The sequence below is a fragment of the Flavobacterium notoginsengisoli genome (assembly GCF_014207905.1).
Lineage (GTDB): Bacteria > Bacteroidota > Bacteroidia > Flavobacteriales > Flavobacteriaceae > Flavobacterium > Flavobacterium notoginsengisoli_A.
On record NZ_JACHLB010000004.1, the window covers coordinates 107,467 to 127,425 of the forward strand.

Annotated in this window: 19 protein-coding genes; 4 read left to right on the forward strand and 15 right to left on the reverse strand. The window is 31.5% G+C overall.

Translation table 11 applies throughout. The features are described from left to right. Positions 1 to 82: 82 nt before the first annotated feature. The 5 genes from HNP35_RS13275 to HNP35_RS13295 form a co-directional block, all read right to left on the reverse strand. Complete coding sequence (locus tag HNP35_RS13275; protein WP_184162728.1) at positions 83 to 958, reverse strand: ABC transporter ATP-binding protein; 876 nt, start codon at positions 956 to 958, stop codon at positions 83 to 85. After that, complete coding sequence (gene modB / locus HNP35_RS13280) at positions 958 to 1,632, reverse strand: molybdate ABC transporter permease subunit (protein ID WP_184162736.1); 675 nt, start codon at positions 1,630 to 1,632, stop codon at positions 958 to 960. Before modB ends, HNP35_RS13275 begins: the two co-directional genes overlap by 1 nt. After that, positions 1,625 to 2,029 (reverse strand): TOBE domain-containing protein, encoded by a 405-nt coding sequence (locus tag HNP35_RS13285; RefSeq protein WP_184162739.1) that lies wholly within the window; start codon positions 2,027 to 2,029, stop codon positions 1,625 to 1,627. Before HNP35_RS13285 ends, modB begins: the two co-directional genes overlap by 8 nt. Continuing rightward, entirely contained in the window at positions 2,026 to 2,799 is a 774-nt protein-coding gene (gene modA, locus HNP35_RS13290; protein ID WP_184162742.1) for a molybdate ABC transporter substrate-binding protein, read from the reverse strand. The genes HNP35_RS13285 and modA overlap by 4 nt, the downstream gene beginning before the upstream one ends. A gap of 132 nt (positions 2,800 to 2,931) precedes the next feature. Further along, complete coding sequence (locus tag HNP35_RS13295) at positions 2,932 to 3,117, reverse strand: hypothetical protein (RefSeq protein WP_184162745.1); 186 nt, start codon at positions 3,115 to 3,117, stop codon at positions 2,932 to 2,934. Between the two features lie 288 nt (positions 3,118 to 3,405). Between HNP35_RS13295 and HNP35_RS13300 the strand changes: the two genes are divergently transcribed. Beyond that, a complete protein-coding gene (locus HNP35_RS13300; protein WP_184162748.1) occupies positions 3,406 to 3,888 on the forward strand; it encodes a hypothetical protein in 483 nt (160 codons plus the stop codon). Positions 3,889 to 3,921: 33 nt separating this feature from the next. On the opposite strand, the gene HNP35_RS13305 is transcribed toward HNP35_RS13300, so the two are convergent. After that, on the reverse strand, positions 3,922 to 4,887 hold the full coding sequence (locus HNP35_RS13305) for a YheT family hydrolase (RefSeq protein ID WP_184162751.1): 966 nt from the start codon (positions 4,885 to 4,887) through the stop codon (positions 3,922 to 3,924). Positions 4,888 to 5,346: 459 nt separating this feature from the next. On the opposite strand from HNP35_RS13305, the gene ilvN reads away from it, so the two are divergent. Both ilvN and HNP35_RS13315 read left to right on the forward strand, forming a co-directional pair. Beyond that, positions 5,347 to 5,865: an acetolactate synthase small subunit gene (gene ilvN / locus HNP35_RS13310; RefSeq protein ID WP_184162754.1), complete on the forward strand. Its 519-nt coding sequence runs from the start codon at positions 5,347 to 5,349 to the stop codon at positions 5,863 to 5,865. 87 nt (positions 5,866 to 5,952) lie between these two features. Then, entirely contained in the window at positions 5,953 to 7,416 is a 1,464-nt protein-coding gene (locus HNP35_RS13315) for a sialate O-acetylesterase (RefSeq protein ID WP_221433453.1), read from the forward strand. A 48-nt stretch (positions 7,417 to 7,464) separates the two neighbouring features. On the opposite strand, the gene HNP35_RS13320 is transcribed toward HNP35_RS13315, so the two are convergent. The 6 genes from HNP35_RS13320 to HNP35_RS13345 form a co-directional block, all read right to left on the reverse strand. Then, the gene (locus HNP35_RS13320) at positions 7,465 to 8,571 is read right to left on the reverse strand and encodes an alkene reductase (protein WP_184162757.1); all 1,107 of its coding nucleotides are present in this window, start codon (positions 8,569 to 8,571) and stop codon (positions 7,465 to 7,467) included. A 21-nt stretch (positions 8,572 to 8,592) separates the two neighbouring features. Further along, positions 8,593 to 9,093, reverse strand: coding sequence for a nuclear transport factor 2 family protein (locus HNP35_RS13325; protein WP_184162759.1), 501 nt, complete (start codon positions 9,091 to 9,093; stop codon positions 8,593 to 8,595). 236 nt (positions 9,094 to 9,329) lie between these two features. Then, positions 9,330 to 9,932 (reverse strand): murein L,D-transpeptidase catalytic domain-containing protein, encoded by a 603-nt coding sequence (locus tag HNP35_RS13330; RefSeq protein ID WP_184162761.1) that lies wholly within the window; start codon positions 9,930 to 9,932, stop codon positions 9,330 to 9,332. A 257-nt stretch (positions 9,933 to 10,189) separates the two neighbouring features. Further along, positions 10,190 to 11,614, reverse strand: coding sequence for a SusD/RagB family nutrient-binding outer membrane lipoprotein (locus HNP35_RS13335; RefSeq protein WP_184162763.1), 1,425 nt, complete (start codon positions 11,612 to 11,614; stop codon positions 10,190 to 10,192). A gap of 12 nt (positions 11,615 to 11,626) precedes the next feature. Then, the gene (locus HNP35_RS13340) at positions 11,627 to 14,803 is read right to left on the reverse strand and encodes a SusC/RagA family TonB-linked outer membrane protein (RefSeq protein WP_184162765.1); all 3,177 of its coding nucleotides are present in this window, start codon (positions 14,801 to 14,803) and stop codon (positions 11,627 to 11,629) included. Positions 14,804 to 15,525: 722 nt separating this feature from the next. After that, positions 15,526 to 15,969 (reverse strand): isochorismatase family protein, encoded by a 444-nt coding sequence (locus tag HNP35_RS13345; RefSeq protein ID WP_184162767.1) that lies wholly within the window; start codon positions 15,967 to 15,969, stop codon positions 15,526 to 15,528. Between the two features lie 619 nt (positions 15,970 to 16,588). On the opposite strand from HNP35_RS13345, the gene HNP35_RS13350 reads away from it, so the two are divergent. After that, positions 16,589 to 18,142: an AraC family transcriptional regulator gene (locus HNP35_RS13350; protein ID WP_184162769.1), complete on the forward strand. Its 1,554-nt coding sequence runs from the start codon at positions 16,589 to 16,591 to the stop codon at positions 18,140 to 18,142. Positions 18,143 to 18,278: 136 nt separating this feature from the next. Here the strand turns inward: HNP35_RS13350 and HNP35_RS13355 are convergent, their stop codons facing one another. The 3 genes from HNP35_RS13355 to HNP35_RS13365 form a co-directional block, all read right to left on the reverse strand. Then, positions 18,279 to 18,731, reverse strand: coding sequence for a hypothetical protein (locus HNP35_RS13355; RefSeq protein WP_184162771.1), 453 nt, complete (start codon positions 18,729 to 18,731; stop codon positions 18,279 to 18,281). A gap of 169 nt (positions 18,732 to 18,900) precedes the next feature. Beyond that, positions 18,901 to 19,470 carry a hypothetical protein gene (locus HNP35_RS13360; protein ID WP_246453518.1) on the reverse strand — a complete coding sequence of 190 codons (570 nt, stop codon included), beginning with the start codon at positions 19,468 to 19,470 and terminating at the stop codon, positions 18,901 to 18,903. A gap of 232 nt (positions 19,471 to 19,702) precedes the next feature. Next, positions 19,703 to 19,897, reverse strand: a complete 195-nt coding sequence (locus tag HNP35_RS13365; protein ID WP_184162776.1) for a hypothetical protein — start codon at positions 19,895 to 19,897, stop codon at positions 19,703 to 19,705. Between the last annotated feature and the right edge of the window lie 62 nt (positions 19,898 to 19,959).

Below are 19,959 nucleotides of genomic sequence, written 5' to 3' on the forward strand. Positions count from 1 at the left end.
CTTAATAAATACGTAGTTTTTATTTTTTCAAAAATACGTATTTATACTTAAAAACAAATAAGTAAATGAGATTTTTTTATTATTATATTAAAACCTGAATTATAGGATTAAATGCCTTAGAAGCTACAAGCACTTTTTGACCAATTTTATATTCTTTTACTTCATCCTCAGTCGCAACAACTTTGATAATATTATTTCCAGAAGAAATTTGAACTACGTATACAATATCACTTTTAGTAATATTGATAATTTCGCCAGTTAATTGGAATTTGCTACTTACTTTTTGTTCTGTAAAAACGGTTTCTGGAGTTCCTTCTTTTACAATTTTACCTTTATCAACAACAATAACTTGGTCTGAAAGTTTAAAAATCTCAGGAATAGAATGACTGACCATTATAGTCGTTAAATTGTATTTTTGGTGAATTTTTAAAATATAATCCTGAAGTTTAAACCTCATTTCATCATCTAAAGCCGAAAGTGGTTCATCTAACAAAAGAATTTCAGGTTTACGAACAATTGCTCTTGCTAAAGCAACACGTTGTTTTTGTCCGCCAGAAAGATTTTCAGTTTTACTGTTTTGAAGCGATTGCAGTTCCATCAATTCTATTAGTTCGGAAACAATCTCCTTTGAATCGTTTTTAGATAAAGCGAATTCTAGATTTTCTTTTACAGTCAAATTTGGAAATAAGGCAAAATCTTGAAATACAAATCCTATGGAACGCTTTTGAATTGGAAGATGAAATTTTTTATTAGAATCGTCCCAAATTGATTCTTCTACTTTTATGTTAACTTTTTCTGCTTTTGTAAGCCCTGATAAAACTCTAAGTATTGTTGTTTTTCCTGCTCCAGAATTTCCATAAATAGAAACAAACTGACCTTTTTTTATAGCCAATGAAATATCCAATGGCAGTTCGCCATCTGCAGTTTGGAGCATTTTATAAACATCAATCTGTATCATTAATAAAGAGTAGTTTTTCGGGATTTATTATGAATTAAATGAACAGCTAAGAGAATAGAAAAAGAAAACAGAAATAATATTCCTGCATATACATTGGCATTATCGTAATTCATCGATTCTACTTCTTCATAAATTGCAATCGAAACTACTTTTGTTTCCTCTGGAATGCTTCCTCCAACCATTAAAACAACGCCAAACTCTCCTAATGTATGAGCAAATGTCATGATAATACCCGTAAATAATGACGCACGAATATTTGGAAGCAATATTTTGGTAAGCGTTGTGAATCTAGATTTTCCTAAAGTAAAAGAAGCTTCCTGTAACGCGGGTGGTAGATTTTTTAATCCTGACAAAATAGGATTTACCATGAAAGGCAAACTATATATTACAGAAGCCAGAATCAATCCTTCAAAAGTAAAAACCAATCTTACATCAAAATAATCAGATAAAAATTTTCCGAAAGCATTTTCGGGACTAAAAGCGATTAAAAGATAAAAACCTAAAACTGAAGGTGGCAAAACTAATGGAAGACTTATCAACGCTTCGACAACAGCTTTCAATCTAAACCTACTGTAACACAACCAATAGCATAGCGGAATTGAAATCACCAACAAAATCATTGTCGTGATCAAAGCTAATTTTGCAGTGAGCCATAAAGGGTCTAAATTAATCATCGGCAGACAAGCTTACTTCATTGGTTTTTATTAAGGCAATCACATTGTCATTTTCTTTTAAATCTAATTGTTCGCAAGCATTGCTCGTAATAATAGATTGTATTTCTAATTTGTCCGCAATTAAATTAATCTGGCTAAGCAGAATTCCTTTTTTCACAGATTTAACAACGTAAGCAATCTGGTTTTGAACACTAATTTTCGGATTTAAATCTTTAGAAATAATCACCTCAGTTTCTTTAAAAATAACTTTTACAGCTTTATTTTCTTTTAAATAATCTGCCGTATCTGGCGTATCCAAAACGATGGAAGAAAAAACAAAATCATGAGATTTGACTTTAACTAATGAAATACCTTCATGAGATTGAATTTCAGTTATAATTCCTTTTAGTACATTCATTTCGTCTTGGTATCGTATCCGTAATATTTTAAAATTGCAGCGGCTGTTTTAGAAGATATAAAATTATAAAATTTTAGAGCATTTGCATTGTCTTTGCCATGTTTCAATAACACACATCCTTGTTCTAAAGGTGAATGGCTTTTCTCTGGAATTACATAATATTTTCCTCCTTCTTTTTGCATATTTGGTGTAAGAACAAGTGATAAAGCGGTAATACCAATATCTGCATTTCCTGTAGTTACAAATTGAGTAGCTTGCGTAATATTGTCGCCAAAAACCAGCTTCGATTTTACTTTATCGTATATTTTATAATATTTCAGACTTTCTACTGCTTTTTCGCCATAAGGCGCAGTTGCAGGATTTCCTATTGCTATTTTACGAATAGAAGCATCTAAAAGGCTATTGATTTTTTTTGCATTCGGATCTATTTTTTTGCTCCAAATAACCAATTTACCAACAGCATACATTTTTACTTTTGAAGCTGTCATTTTATTTTTTTCCAATTGATTGGGATAATCCATATCTGCTGAAAAAAATAAATCGAATGGAGCTCCGTTGGAAATTTGTTCGTAAAATTTTCCCGAAGCTCCATAAGTTATCTGAGGATTTATATTAGGATTTTGAATTTTAAAAACGGTATTGATAGAATCTAAAGCTATTTTAAGATTTGCTGCCGCTACAATTGTAAATTTTTGCTGTGCGTTTACAGTTCCAAAAAATAATAATAACAGCATTGTCAAATTAGACAAAAATCTTTTTTTAGTCTTCATACCAAACATATATAGCTTTTACTCATTTAAGATAAAAAATGAGCAATTAGATAATGGTAAAAATAAGTATTCTAAAGGGAATTATAAAGAACTAATATTTTTTAAGCATTGAAGTACTAAAAATTAGCTTTTTTAATTGCTAACCTTATTAATCATCTCCCAAACCAAATCAATTGTAAGCAAAGTTTTCAGACGAGTTCCACAGCTTAAATAAATCCAAGTTCCCAAAGATTCTTCTGCTGAGAACATACAGGTAATCTGAGAAATATTTACAGTATACTGTGTGAGATCGTCGGTTCTAAATTGAATGGTTTTCATATAAAATAAGATATTTGGGGCAAAAACTGTAAATCATATTTTCAATTTACAGTATTCCAAATTTATCTAAAGACATTGATTCATGGTTTAAATTGGATTTAAACTAACATTATTATAAAACTGAAACCATTAGGAACTATAAGAAAAACCAACTGTTTTAAACCTCATTATTAAGCAGATGTAAAGTATAACGAAATAATGATTTAGATTCTGCAAAAGACAATTACAATTATATAACAGTTTTTTTTCAGTAAAAATTAAATTTGGATCTTCAATAAAATTACAGTTATGAAAACTTACATATCAATTTTAATAGTTGTTTTCTTTTTTTCTTGTCAGCAAAAAGAAAGCAAACAAACTACTGTTTCTGCTACAGATTCCATTTCTAAAACAGAAAAAAAAGAGATTAAAACAGAAGAAAACAAACAAATTGGCGACACTATTTTTATGAATGTGAAAGATCAAAAAGAGACTTTTTCGGCAGAAGGTTCTTTAGATTCTCTTCATTCTAAAATATACATTAAGTTTGAAAATGAAGATTTGGGCGAACTAAATGCAAGCATTATTCCAAATACAGATCAAGCTAATATTCGTTTCAGTCAAATTATTTTTCCAAATAAAACCTCAGACGGACCTTTTGCAAGAGATTTAAAGATACAGCTGAATCAAAAAGGGAAAACTGTTTTGGTAATTGGGCATTCATTAATGGCTGAAAATCCTTATTACGGCAAATTTAAAGTTGAATTAAAGCATAAAAAAACGGCACATTAAATTGATGCCGTTTTTTTTATTACTATTTTAAAACTAAGCAGATTTACAAGATTCAAAAAAATCAAAAGCTCTTTTTTCTGCGTACGAATAAGTCGAATTTCTGAGAGGAAAGGCACAATGTCCACCGTATTTTGGAGTTTCAAGATAAACGTAAGCACTTTCTTTTGCAATCGCTCTCGGATAGCATCTTTCTCCAAGAAAAGGATCGTCTAGCGAATTGATAATCAAAACCGGAGTGGTAATATTACTTAAAGAAAACTCAGGAGAAACACGTTGATAATAATCATCTCGACTCGCGAAACCGTGAAGAGGCGCAGTAAAATACTGATCGACTTCATCAAAAGAAGTGATTTTGTCAATCTGATCGCTATTGATAAAATCTGGAAACTGTGCCGCTTTGTATTTCAATTTCTTTTTGATATCGATTGTAAAATTCTTCAAATAGACTTTATTAAAACCTTGTTTCAGCACTTCTGCACTTGTTTTAATATGTGTAGGAACCGAAATCGAAACGGCTGCTTTTACGCGTTCATCGATTTTTGTCCAGCCTAAATAATTCAAAAGCTGAACTCCGCCCATTGAATATCCAATTAAGTAAACATCTTCAAAACCTTTATTAAAAACAAATTGAACCACTTCATCTAAATCGTCCACCGCTCCGTGATGGTAAAGTCTAGGAAGGCGATTCATTTCTCCACCGCAAGTTCGATTGTTCCAAGCAAAAACTGAAAAGCCTTTCTGCTGAAAATAAGTCGCGCAACTATTATTGTAAGTTCTTCTGGAATCTCCTTCTAAACCATGACATAAAATAACGGCTTTCTTGGAATCGTTTATAATAAAATCAATATTAATAAAATCGCCATCATTGAGCTCATGTTTTGCCCTTGTGTATTCTGGAACATCAAACTTTTTAATCAAAGCGGCATAAATGGTAGAAATATGCCTGTTTCGATGCATTATAGAAGGAAAATTGTAATCTGACTGTTCAATTATTGGCATGATGAAAAGTTTTTGTCCTTATAACAAATTTAAGAAATTCATTACTATTTATGCATATCATGGTATTTTATTTCATTAAAAAAACTAAAAAAGGTATTTTGAAATAAAGTTTTCAATTAAATAAAAATAATTACATTTGCCATTCAATAAGAAAACAAATGAAAAACTTAATTACAATTATTATTAACATCAACATAATTATCGGCGATAATTGTGAGGAGTGTCTTTTTAATTAAGTTTACAGCTATAAGTTAAAAACCTCCCTCAACAGGGAGGTTTTTTTATTTAGAAAAATATGAAAAATTTAAAATCAATTATTATTAGCGCAATTATTATTACCTGTCTCTTTTGACGAGTCGGAATTATATTGTCTATAATCAACCTTTCTCAGTCAAAAACGAGAAAGGTTTTTTTTTACTTCAAAATGAAATTAACTCTAAACAAATTTTAAAACAACAAATGAAAGAACAACACACTTTGACAATCTACACAGAAGATCGATTTGATTTACTCAATAAAATAATGCTCGTTTTTACGCGTAGAAATATTAAAATTGAAAGTCTTAATATTTCGCTTTCTGAAATGGATGACATCTACAAATACACTATTTTAATAACCGAAAGTTCAGAAGCTGTTAGAAATGTTGCGCTCCAAATTGAAAAAATCATTGAGGTTTTTAAATGTTCTTATCATACCAATGAAGATATTGTTTGGACGCAAGTTGTACTTTTTAAAATTCCAACGAATCAAATTATGATTAATGAAAAATTGAACGATCTTCTAAGAAAATACAATGCCAGACATCTTAATGTTGATAGCTCTTACACCATATTTGAATATACAGTTCAAGAAACACAAAGCATTAATTTGATAAAAGAACTTAAAGAATTTGAACTTGTAGAATTTATAGAAAGTTCTAGAATTGCTATTGCAAAATCGGGAAACGGAGTGATTAAAGAACAAAATATATTTGAATAATAAACATTAAAAAAATCTCTCAGGATACGACAGGATGGAAACGGAATCATATTTCTCTATTTTTGAGAGGATACAAAAATTAAAAAAATGCATTTCAACAAATCGAATTTCTCATTATTAGGCCTTTTACTCCTTTGCAGTTTAAACCTTTTCAGCCAAATTACCCTTCCTAAAATTTTGGGACACAATATGGTTTTACAGCAAAATAAAGAAGTATCAATTTGGGGAACTGCCAGTGCAGGCGAAAAGATTTCGGTAGATTTTGCTGGACAAAACAAAACAACAGTTGCAGATCAATCGGGAAAATGGTCGCTTAAATTGAAACCAATGAAAGCGTCTTTTACTCCGCGTGAAATGACTATAAAAGGAAAAAATACTATTGTTCTTAAAAACATTCTAATCGGTGAAGTTTGGCTTTGTTCTGGTCAATCCAATATGGAATATGCTATGAGAAAATATAGCAAATTTGAAACCGCTACAAAAGGATACAAACCACCAGAAGATGATTTGAATAAGGCAAACAATACTAATATTCGTATTTTCTTGGATCGCAGGAAATACATGGATCCAAGTCCTGAACATTTAGGTTGGGATGCCGCTATGGGAAAACCTCTAGTAGATTTTTCTGCTGTTGGATATTATTTTGCGAAAGATTTGTATGCTAAATTAAACGTTCCTATCGGAATGATTTCGGCAGCAGTTCCTGGAAGCAGAATTGAACCTTGGATTCAGTCTTCAAAAATGGAAATAACTCCTAAACTAAAAAATGGTAAAACATTAGAAAAACTTAGCGCTGATGGCGGTGATGCAGGAAAGTTTTATGATACCATGATACAGCCTCTAATTCCATATACTTTAAAAGGTTTTTTATGGTATCAAGGAGAATCGAATTGTTTTCTTAATGAAAATATCCGTTACGCTTATAAATTCAAGACGTTAATAGAAAGTTGGCGAAACGATTGGAATGATAAAAACCTGCCCTTTTACTTTGTTCAACTTGCTCCTTACGCCTATTCGACTACCAAAGATGAACGCCCTCATAGCGCAGAACAGCTTCCAGAATTTTGGGAATCGCAAAAATTGGCGCTTCATTTAAAAAATACAAACACAATCGCCATTACCGATTTGGTTGACAGTATCGCCGATTTGCATCCAGGATACAAGTGGGAAATTGGCCGTCGTTTAAGCCTTCTTGCAGTAAATAAAACGTATGGACAAAAAAACATTGTTTGGTCTGGACCAGTTTACCAAAAAATGAAAATTGCTGATAATACTATAGAAATAACCTTTTCTAATCTAGGAAGCGGTTTAGCAAGTCGTGACGGAAAACCGCTTAACTGGTTTACTATTGCAGGAAATGATGGAAAATTTGTTAATGCAAATGCAGAAATAAAAGGAGATAAAATTATTGTTTCTGCTCCAGAAATTCTTCATCCGACCGCTGCTCGTTTTGGATGGAATGAAGGTGCACAATCTAATTTTATTAACAAAGAAGGATTACCAGCCGTTCCTTTTCGAACTGATAATCCGTGGGACAATCTTTTTCAATAGAATAGCTGAAACTTTAGATGAAGAGCTAGTTTCTTCATCTAAAGTTCTTTATTTCAAAAATGGATAATCGGTATAACCTCTGGCTGTCCCGCCTCCAAATAAAGTATGATTATCTGAAATTTCATTTAGATAAGCATTTTGTTTTACCCTTTCTGGATAATCAGGATTGCTTAAAAATTTTCTTCCATAACCAATTAAATCTACAAGATTATCTTGTATTAATTGTTCTCCTTCATTTGGTGTTTTATTTCCCGTTGCAATAATTGTTTTATCAAAATTAGCGCGAAGTTGTACTCTAAAATCATTTGGAATTTGAGGCGCATCATCCCAATCTGCTTCGCAGAGATGAATGTAGGCGACATCAAGTTTATTTAAAGCTTTTGCAGCTAACATGATCGTTTCTAGAATTTCTGGATCATTCATATCTTTAAAACTAATAAAAGGAGAAAGTCTAACGCCAGTTTTTTCTTTTCCCACAGCATTTACTACAGCTTTAGTAATTTCGATTAAAAACCGAATTCTATTTTCTTTTGATCCTCCATATTCATCTGTTCTTTTATTGCTGTTGCTTCTCAAAAACTGATCAATTAGATAACCATTTGCGCCGTGAATTTCTACTCCGTCAAAACCTGCTTCTATTGCATTTTTTGCTCCTTGAACAAATTCTTTTATAACATTATCAATATCGCTTTTAGCCATTTCTTTTGGTTCGTCAACAGGTACAAAAGTAGCATCGCCATTTGGTGCTCCATCAAAAATATAAACGCTCGTATTTTGTGCCGTTAATGCTGAAGGTGCAATTGGCTGTAATCCGTTTACTTTAGAACTGCTAATTCTGCCAACATGCCATAATTGCAAAAATATTTTGCTCCCATTTTTATGGACGGCTTCGGTTACCAATTTCCAACCTTGTATTTGTTCCTCGCTATAAATTCCAGGAGTTTTAGCATAACCCATTCCTTGTAACGAAATCTGAACTGCTTCTGTAATAATAAGTCCTGCAGTACTTCGTTGGGCATAATATTCTGCCATTAAAGCATTTGGAATATCTCCCGGCTGAGAAGATCTGGAACGAGTCATTGGCGCCATTAAAAATCGGTTTTTTAAACGATTTCCACCTAAATCATATTCTTTAAATAAATTCTGGTATTTCATTTTGGTTGTTGTTTAGAGTTTTTATTGAAAAGCTTTTTCTATGATTAATGTTTCTTCATAAATTGTAAATTGGCTAATCAGGTTATTTTCAACAGTAAGATGTATCGCTAAAGGCATTTTAAAATGTTTTCCAGTCTTTTTTACTGTTCTTTCGATAGTTCCAAAAACGGCTACTTGATTTCCTTGGAGTAAAAATGATTTTGCTTCGAGTTTTTCACTTCCGTCAATAAAATAGCTGAACAGCGTTTTGAATAACTCTACAACTTCCGATCTCTTATTGCGATGTCCTGTCCAAGGCATATATTTTGACTCGAAAATGTACCAATCTACATTTTCTGAAACCATAGAAGCTATTTTCTCTGGATCCTTAGCTGTGACATATTCAAAGAATTTATCTACAGTCTGTTTGGTGTTTTTTTCCTGCTCAGAATATGTTTGCCCTTTTACTGAAAGACCAATTAGTAAGATAAGAGCAATTATTTTTAATTGTTTTGTTTTCGATTGTTTGACTTTTCGTTTCATGATTATTGTTTTTAAATGTTTTGAACACTAGACATTCAAAAATCAAACTAAAAACACAAACAGCTAAAAATCAACACATTAAATATAAGTAAAATATTTTATACAACCTTATTTCGTTCCAGAACGAAAACATAAAACGATATTTCGTTTACTCCTATTCTTAAATGATTAAAAATCGTGTAAAACAAAAAAGAGCACTAATTAGTGCTCTTTTTAAATTTTATTTTTAAAAAATCTTAGTAATAAACTGAAAGTAAAATTTTTGAATTTGAACTGTCTATGATTTTTTCTAATCTCTTGAAAAATACTTCGCTTACCATTGGACAACCGTGGCTATTAATAATATAATATCCTTGCTCGTCTGTTGGAACTTCTCTGTATTTGTGTAAAACAATAGCTCTTTTCATTGCATTGCTATTGGTTTCATCCATACCAGCAAGTCTAAAAGCTTTTCCAAATACACCGTTGTATGCTTTCTCTACAGAATATCTTCCTAAAGAAGTGCAGTTAGAATTTGGAGCATTGCTAAATTGAAGAATATCTCCTTTAATTCCAGTTTCAGAACCAGATCCGTGAGCTACTAATCCTTGGTCGATAATTTCGTTTTTCTCAAGATCGTAAACAAAGAAACGGTTTTTTCCAGATTTGATTTTCATATCCACAAGAAAAGCAATTTTGCTGCTGTATTTGTGGTTCAATTTAGTAAACGCTTTTATTTCGCTTACATGCTCGTTAAGTCTTGCGAATTCAACTTCGTTTAAAATGTCTTTCTTAGCCGTTACATTGTAGGTTGTAAAGGAAGTTAAAGAAAAAAGCAGTGCCATAAAAAATATTCTCATATAAAGGCAATTTGTTTAAGTTAAAAAAAGATTTGGGTGTCTATTCATACTTTGTTGCTGCAAAATTATACGGAAAGTTTATACAATTCCCATATTCAAGTGTTAAAGATATAATAAATATTTGATAATGCGACACTTAACTGTTAAAATTTCCTTTAAAAACCTGAATTTAACATTCTTAGCAAACAAAAAGTCCTGCATCAATTACTGATGCAGGACTATATCCTTACATAATGTTTTTAAACTTGCTCTATAATTTATTTAGCATCAAACCATAGTTTTGTAGTCAATAAATCTTTTCCTTGAGCAGCGATTGCAGCTTGGTAACTAACACCGTTTAAAGATTGTTCAGTTCCAGGATAAAAGAAACGAGAAGGTATTTTTCCGTCCAAAACTGTAGCTGGACCGGCTGTTAACACAGGATAATCTAATCTTCTCCATTCTGTAAAAGCATCCAAACCTTGTCCGTAGAATGCAATCCATTTTTGAGTTCCAATTGATTTGGCATAATTGGATGCATCGTATTTTACACCTGCCTGATTAAGGTAATTAGAAATAGCAGTTGCATCTGTGATACCAAATTGATTAAATGATGCTGTAATGGCATTTTTATACAATGTTTCTGCATCTCCAGAAATAAAACCTCTTGCAGCCGCTTCAGCAAGATTAAATAATACTTCCGAATAAGAATAAATAACAGCAGGCGATGTCGAAGTCAAGAAATAAGTTCCCGGTTTTGATGTTTTTGCAAAACCTTGACTATTTGCATCACTATTTGATAAACCGTTTCCTCCTCCAACATATTTGCCTACAGTTGCATCTGATGGCAATTGTGCATAAACTGGTAAACGAGGATCTGATAATTCAGTCAATTTATCTACAATTGTTTTTGAAATACGGAAATCATCACGAGTTTCAAACCAAGCTGAAGCTGGATTTTGTTGTGGAGAACTGATATATGTAAATTTGAAAGTATCTGCATTACTGCTCAATAATCCGCCTGCATCGCTTGTTGCATCTATAGCGGCTTGTTTTGCTAAAGCTGGTTCTTTATCAGAAATTCTTAATGCAATTCTTAAACGAAGCGAATTCACTAATTTTTTCCATTTTGCAACATCCCCTTTGTAAACCAAATCACCTGTTACAGTACCATTTGTTGAAGCTAATAAAGACTGAGCTTTTGCTAAATCTTCAAGCAAACCTGTATAAACTTCTTTCTGCGTATTGTATGCTGGAGTTACTTTTAATCCCGCTTCTTTGTACGGAATACTCCCGTAAGCATCTGTTAGCAATAGAAATGTCCAAGAACGAAGCGTTAAAGCAATTCCTTTATAGTTTGAATTAGCTTGTGCATCAGGAAAATTAATGATTGTATTCAAATCTGTAATTAAAGTTGCATAACCTGTATTCCATAAAGAAGTGAATGACGTATTAGAAACATCGTATCGATCTGGTTCTGTATACTGAATTTTAGCCCAATGTTGAACAAATAACAGAGACGAATTAAAGTTGTTTTCTGAACCCCAATATAAATCGGCTCCTTGTTTTAATGTTCCGGTTAGCAAGTAAGGAGCTAATGGAGTTTCGGTTGCATTTGGATTTTTATTAATATCATCCAAAGTATCACTGCATGAAGTCAGTGTCAATCCGAATAAGATTATATATGATAGCTTTTTTAGCATGATTTCGTGTTTTTAAAATTTAAGGTTAACGTTAAGACTGAAATTTCTGGTTGTTGGCAAAGCTAAACTCTCCAAACCTTGTGCATTACCAGTATTGAAAGCTGTTTCTGGATCAATATTTGGTGCATCTTTGTAGATAAAAAATAAATTACGTCCTACTGCAGTAATACTTGCTCCTTCTAATCCCAGTTTTCTAGCAAATGTCTTTGTAAAATTGTATGACAATTTTATTTCTCTCATTTTTACAAAAGTTGAACTGTATATATAAGCTTCGCTAATGTTGTATGAAGCTTTATAATATTCCTGCGCACTAAGAACTGTAGTATTTGGGCTTCCATTTTCATAAACGCCGTTAAAAATCATACCATCATCATATACTGTTGCTCCAGCAGGTGCAGTTCCGTTAACTAATGTCTTTGTCGTACCATTTAAGTAATAGTTCAAACCACCATTTTCAGCACCACGTCCTGGAAGTGTATTTGCCAAAACTCCTGTGTAAGTACCTGTTCTATTAGTTCCTGAGAAAATTTCTCCACCTACACTAGCATCAACTAAGAATGATAATTCAAGATTTTTATACGTCAAAGTATTCGTTACACCTGCAAGATAATCTGGAGTATAGTGCCCTAAAACTCTCTTTGTTGGATCAGCTTTTGGCAATCCGTTTGCTCCTACTACAATATTTCCGCTGGCATCGCGTAAATAAGCTGTTCCATAAAGTGCTCCGTAAGCTTGTCCTACAGACGCTAAAACATCAACACCTCCCGAAGAACCAATTGTGTAATTCTGAATCTGTTTCGCATAATCCAAAATCTCTACTTTACTTCTATTTCTAGAATAATTTGCTCCAATATTCCATTTGAAGTTTTCAGTTTGAATTGGACTTCCGTCTAATTGAATTTCGATACCATTATTATTTATTTTTCCAGCATTGATTAACTGCGAATTATATCCACTTGAAGCTGTTGTTTTGATTTCCAAAATCTGATCAAAACTATTTGTGTTATAGTAAGCAACATCAAAATGTAATCTGTTTTTCCAGAAAGTAGCTTCTAAACCAACTTCTGTAGAACGCGTAGTTTCTGGTTTCAAATTCTCATTCAATTTCTTTTGTGAAGAAGTTTGAATTGGATTTCCGTCAAATGCTGTTTGGAAATTATAAATTGTCGATAATTGATAAGGATCTGCATCATTTCCTACTTCAGACCATCCACCGCGTATCTTTAAGAAATCTAGCGTATTGCTTTTTAAGTTTAACGCTTCAGATAAAATCAAACTTCCGTTAACAGAAGGATAAAAATAAGAACGGTTACTGCTTGGTAACGTTGATGACCAATCGTTACGAGCTGTTAAATTTAAATACGCATAATTTTTATATCCTAATTGAGCTGAAGCATAAGCACTATAAACTCTCAATCTAGATAATGTATTCGAAGAAGTTAACGGATCTCTAGAATTAGTTAATGTATACAAATCTGGCACAGCCAAACGTGGCGCTTTTTGATAGTTGTTTGCGTCGCTGTGATTACGAATATTGAATCCGGCAAGCGCATCTAAACTAAAATCATCAGTAAGTTTTTTAGTATAAGTAAAAATCCCTTCTGTATTTTGTTCGTTTACAGTGTAAGCGTCTTCAGCATATGATCCGAATGGTGTACCGTTTGTACCATATTTGATGGTATATTTTCTACGGTCATTATAATAATCTACTCCTGTACGGAATCTAAAATTAAGTCCTTCAGCCAATTTTGCATCCAAATGCACATCTCCAATAATACGATTACGCTGCTGGCTTGTTGTATTGTAATAAGCATTCCAATAAGGATTACTATAGTAGCTGTTGTTCCAGTTAACGTCTCTATTGCTTTGAAGCTGATTAATATCAACTTGACGACCAAACCAAAGAAACTGAAGCATTACACCTGCAGCACGGTTACCTGACGGACCACCTGGTAAAGCTGGAGCATTAGTTGTAATATAATTTCCTGTAACTCCAACTTTAATATTTTTTGAAATCTGATAATTGGTATTAATGGTAAAGTTTGTTTTATTTACCTCACTATTAGGAACCGTTCCCAATTGTTTCTGATTATTTACACCTAAACGGAAGTCTGATTTCTCATCAGATCTAGCAACAGAAATACTATTATCATACGTAACTCCTGCATTAAAAAAGTCTTTCACGTTATTTGGATGCGCAACAAAAGGCACTGCTTCTCCATTCGAGAAAAATTGTGGAATAAGACGTCCATCCATTCTTGGCCCCCAGCTTTCGTCAACACCATCGTTAATTCCGCCTCCTTTACCGTCTACAAAGCTAAATCTTCCGTTTGAACCTTGTCCGTATGAGTTTTGGAAACTTGGCAATGTTGCAACCTGCGAAATTGTAATTCCAGAATTCAATGTAATTCCTAATCCTTTCTGACTTTTTCCAGATTTTGTAGTAATTAAAACAACTCCATGCGCTGCACGCGATCCGTAAAGCGCTGCTGCGTTAGGGCCTTTTAAAACGGTCAACGTTTCAATGTCATTCGGGTTTAAATCGGCAATTGCATTTTTAAAGTCACGTGTAGCTCCACCAACACTTCCTAATTGTGAATTATCTACAGGAACACCGTCTACCACAAATAAAGGCTGGTTATTTCCTGCAATCGAAGTTTCTCCACGAATAATAATTCTAGAAGATCCCATATCTCCCTGAGAGTTTGTAATACGAACACCGGCTAATTTTCCGCTAAGACTGTTTAAGAAGTTTGTTTCTTTTGTCTCTGCAAGATCTTTGTTTTTAAGTGCTTGTGTAGTATATCCTAAAGATTTCTTTTCTTTTGAAATACCTAAAGCGGTAACAACTACTTCAGATAACTGATTTTTTTCTTCTGTAAGTTCAATAACTACAGCGTTTTTATCGACCACAACTTCTGCTTTTTTGTATCCTAAAAAGCTTACTAGTAAAGTGTAAGGAAATTTTTGTCCCGTTTGGAAGTAAAACTTTCCATCAAAATCTGTCTGAACTCCGTGCGTAGTTCCTTTTATATTAATTGAAGCACCAATAACAGGCTCTTTTGTAACGGCGTCAATTACGATTCCTTCGAGTTTTGATTGGATTAACGGTTTCGTTTCTTGTGCGTTAACCCCTATGGAAATCAACAAAATACATAACCATGTATATCTTTCTAATTTTTTTTTCATTACTTTGTTTTAGTTTAATAAATGAAGTGAGCAGAAAACAGATTTATTCCGTTTTTGCTTTCTTCTAGAGATGTACAATTTCTTTAAGCTCCACCATTTCTGTTCCAGCAGGAATGGTTTTTCTTCTTTTATCTACACATTCGTTTTTTCATTTTTATCTTTTTTTTGGTTAATACTGTTTAAACTGGCATTTATACATGACTTCTCCTCCGAAAAGGATACATCTTATTAGAAAATAGATTTTTTGATTTATTAAGTGGGGAATTTTAGCAGCACCAACGCATTCGGCAAGACATGCCAAAAGCTGTTTTTTGAGAAGTATAATCGATAATTGGTAATCTTGAAGTGCTCATTTTTTTAAATTCTACTAATTTGATAGAACAAAGGTAAATTAAAAAACTTAATGTGAAAATTTTTTGCACTTTTTTTGCAAAATAAATGTTAACAAAATCGTTTTAGTAAAAACAAAATACTGTAAATCAAATATTTAAAAAATACAAATAAAATTAACTCACGTAAGTTTTTTAGTAAAAAATTAGCAAAACAGGGATTCAAATTAACTTTTAAAATTTTTATAAAACAGAAATCCCGATTATTATCATAAAAAACTATGACAATAATCGGGTCTTATTTTTTAAAACTTCACCTAAAAGTTTTTTGTTTCAGACAATTAAAAAACCATGAAATAATGGTTTCAAAGATTCATTCTTAAAATAAAGTTATTAAACAGCATATTCATTTCCAACTACTTCTACTCTAAACCCTAAATCTTTGGCGGTACGAACCGTCGGATCATTAGACATATCATTCATCATTCCGACAATAGTTAGATGCTCTATTTGTTTTGTATTTAAGTAATCAAACAATTCTGTTCCAGAAAAACTATTTGTATTGTCTTTGGTAATTATTGTTTCACCTTCTATAGGCATAACTTCTTCATATATTTGTGCGCCATAAGTTCCTGAAACAAAAAGTGATGCATTTTTATGTGATGCAATATGTTGTATATGAATTACTGTTTTTCTTTTTTTTCTAAAATCAGCCAGCATTTTTTTAGCGATTGAAGCAACTTCATAACTTCCATCCAACTCCATTTTTCCTTTGTAAAAATATTCATTTTGAATATCGACTAACAATAATGCCGATTTGGTATATTTTCTTTTCATTCTCTATTTATTTATTGAAAACTGCTGATCTCAGACACATTATATATCCCTATTGATTTTGCTAATTAAACCAAATAACTCCGGACCCCTCTAAAGCCTGCAATTGCAGATTAGTAAAACATAGCGAAATAGTTTAGAGTAGATTTTGTACCTTTTATGAAACCAGCAGTTCAACAAAAACTATTACTAAACAAAAAATTAATCTTTTACATCCATAAAAAATTCGATTGCGAAACTAGCAATAAGAAGATGTAAATTGTGAGGCGTTTCTTTATCTATTACGTAATAAGTAAAATATTTAAAGTGGTAAACCGAAATAAAACACTATTAAACAATACTTTAAAAAAAGAAATTAAAATTTGTAAAAGCATCTGCTTAAACTTCAATAAATAGAAATTTGACCCAAATTAGCGCAATATGAGACGAAAAAGTACTACTCAACTTAATGCTCTAACTTGAGAGAAAACACATAAAAATTTAATGTTGTTAAGAAAAAAAAGAGTTAGCATCATTTCAAAAAATAATAACTACATTACCTCTTTCTAACAAACCGTGTTCCATCATAAATTGAATTCCTTGTTGTTCAAAAAGTATTCAGTTTTACAAGCCATATTATTACATGCATTTAAAAACTACTCTTGCCTTTATTTTATTTTTTCTTTCCAATTATTTGGGTTATTCGCAAAAAACCTTCGATCAGATTTATACTGAAACTTATCAGGTTTTATTGAGCTCAAATCCTAAAAAAGCACTCAGTAATACCGATTATTTATTCGGAATTGCAAAGAATAATTCAGACAAAATAAAAACCCGTATGCTAAAAGCGCATATTTTGTATCAATACGGACTTAATAATCAAGCTATAATTGCTTTAAAAGAAGCTGAAAACTTTGCTTTAGCAGAAAAAGATTTTGTCGTACAATCTAAAATTTATGGCTTTTTAGCCTCTCTTTATCGCGAAAGTGAAATATTTCATGCCGGAAAAACATATCTAAACAAGGCAGTTTTAATTAGCAGGAGAATAAAAGATAAAAGCGAAATGTATCGATTTCAAGGAAATCTGTCTCAAGAATTAGCGTGTTATGAACTGCTTGATTCAAATTATGTTAAAGCGATCAAACATCTTAAAAAAGGCATTCAATTGTTTGAAAAAGCAGAAGGAACGAGTGATAAGAATTACCAAATTGCCATAAACGATGAACTTATTGCGAGAAATTATCTGGAATTGAAAAAAAGCGATTCGGCTTTATTTCATTATGAAAAAGCAGAAAAAGAACTTCAAACGTCATTATCTTATGATAGTCCGTTGAAAGGCTTTATTTATAATGGTATAGCAAATGTCTACACCTCATTAAAAGATTATAAAAAAGCGCAATTTAATTACATTAAGGCCGAAAAAATTGCAGAAGAATCAGATTACTCTGCATTAAAACAAGAGGTTTATACTTCTCTAATGGAATTTTACAAAGTTACTAATTCAAAAAAATACATCATTTACAATGAAAAAAACCTCAAACTAAGTAAAGCCGAAAATGACAACAAAAAAGTTATTGCAGATGATTTAATAAAAACGCTTCGGCAAGAACATCAAGACAGTCAATCTCAATATGAAAAAAACAGAATTGTAATTATAAGCATTTGTGTTTTGGCAATTATTTTTACTGTTGCAATTTATTTCTTTAAAAGAAAACAAGATTATAAGAAAATCAGAGAGTTTATTAATGCTAAACCTCCTCAAAACACAGACACCGAAGTTAACACTGATATTGAGCGAAAGAAAGAAATTACCAAAGAATATATGTCAGAAGCTACTGAAAATAGCATTCTGGAAAGTATTATAGAATTCGAAAAATCATTTTCTTTTCTAAATAAAACACTTTCATTAAACTCAGTTGCAGCAGAATTAAATGTCAACCATCGTTATTTATCTTATGTCATTAATAAACACAAATCAAAAGATTTTGCTAGCTATATCAATGAGTTGCGAATAAATTATATTATCGACAGATTAAAAAATGATGAGTCTTACCTAAAATATAAAATTAGCTATCTGGCAGATCAGGCTGGTTTTGCTTCTCATAGCAGATTCACTATTACATTTAAGAAAATAACAGGCGTTTCTCCGCTAACGTTTATTACCTATGTTCAAAATAATCCAGAGAAAAACAGTTAACAAACTAGAAATGATATATCTGTTTTGAATATTCTAAATAGTTTGTTCTATTTTTTTAATTATACTTCTAAAATTTTAGATAAAAAAAAACTCCAAAGTCATAAACCTTGGAGTTTTTTTTATGTTTTATAAAATATTACATTTCGTTTAATTCATTAAACTCATGTAAAGATTTTAATGTGCTTTCGTAAAACAAAATTGCAGCAATTAGATTTCCTTTATCAGAATATGGCATCATTTTTCTTTGGAACTCAACCGTTGTTTCTAAGAAAGTTGTTGTACCAACTGCTTGTCCGTCTAATACTTTTTTGTGTTCGTTATCGTCTGGAATACCTAAGTCTGCCATTGTAACACCTGGTTTAGTAACCAAAGCGATATAAGGTAACGTTTTAACTAAAACCTTGATACGCTCAATGTACAATTCTAAAAGTTCTCCTTTTTGCATACCAGCTAATTCTTTCTGATCGTGGTATTTACGGATTATGGCTGTTGTACTGATAATACTTCTAGGAGCATTCTTTGCTTGAGCTGAAACAGCCACAGTCGTTAAAAAGCAAAGAAAGCTTAGTAAAAAAATTTTACTTTTCATTGTCTTAGTAGATTTGGTTATTGGATCACAGCAAAAGTAGGCATTTTAACTTAAACTGCAAGTTTATTATTTATTTTTTTAGGTTAACATTACTGTTAAGTTGTTCTGTAACAAAAAGTAAAAAATAAGTCAGATTTTTCGAAGCTTAAATTTGGCAATTTTTAGATGCTTATTTTATTATTCTAAAACGACCTGGATATTTTATATAGATACTTTTTCTGTTTCCATAATAGTCCATAAAATCTTCGCATACAAAAACAGCATGCGCTGTAGACCAAGCAACTACACCACAAAATTCGCTTCCAGATTCTCTTTTAAGCTTTTCTACTTGTTTACCAATTTTAAAACCTAAATATTTATAAATTGTTGGAGTGTAAACAGAACCTTCTTCTAAATCTTCCAATGCACTTTCAAAAGTCGATTCTTTATCGATAATCTGTTTGTACTTCGCCATTACTGCATAAGTAAGTATGGCATAGTCTACAATTTTCTCGCTTTCTTCTGTATCTTTAATAAAAACAAAATCAGCAGATATTTTGGCTTTTTTTAATTCATCATCATTCAAATGAAACGAAGCGTTATTTTTTAAGGTAATCTTGTATTGATTATCGTTTAATTTTTCGCTTTCGAAAAGATTATCTAATCCGTAAACATTTAAGGAAGCTTTGATAAAAGCAATCGAAGAACAATTAGTTCGCTCTCCCTGCTTAAAACTTTCGAATATTTTATCTGAGCTCAATTGTGAATATGAATTTGAATAAACAAATAGGAACAGAAAAAATAGTGAAGTAACGAATTTCATTGTCTTTGGTAATTTATTTTGGGGCATCAACTCCTAATGGGAGATTATACAAATCTATAAAAATCAAATTATATTTTTTTTCAGTTCATCATTTTTATGAAAAAAAGTCAATTTTAACATTTACATGAAAAGAAAAACGTCTCACAAAACTAGGAGACGTTTTCAAATTCTATTTTTTTTCTTCGTTGTTCAGCTTATCATCAAAATCTGGTTCTTGACCTTTAAACTTTTTGCTGTCTACATCATAATTTTCATCATTTGTCAAAACTTCATCGTGATCTTTATATTGATGTTTTCTTGTATCGCTTCTATTGTTTGAATCATTCTTATTGTTGTTATTCGGAGTTGGGCTATTCGTTTTCATAATTCTACGTTTTAAAATGTTTTATAAAATTACTTCAAACAACTTATTATCAGCTTATAAAA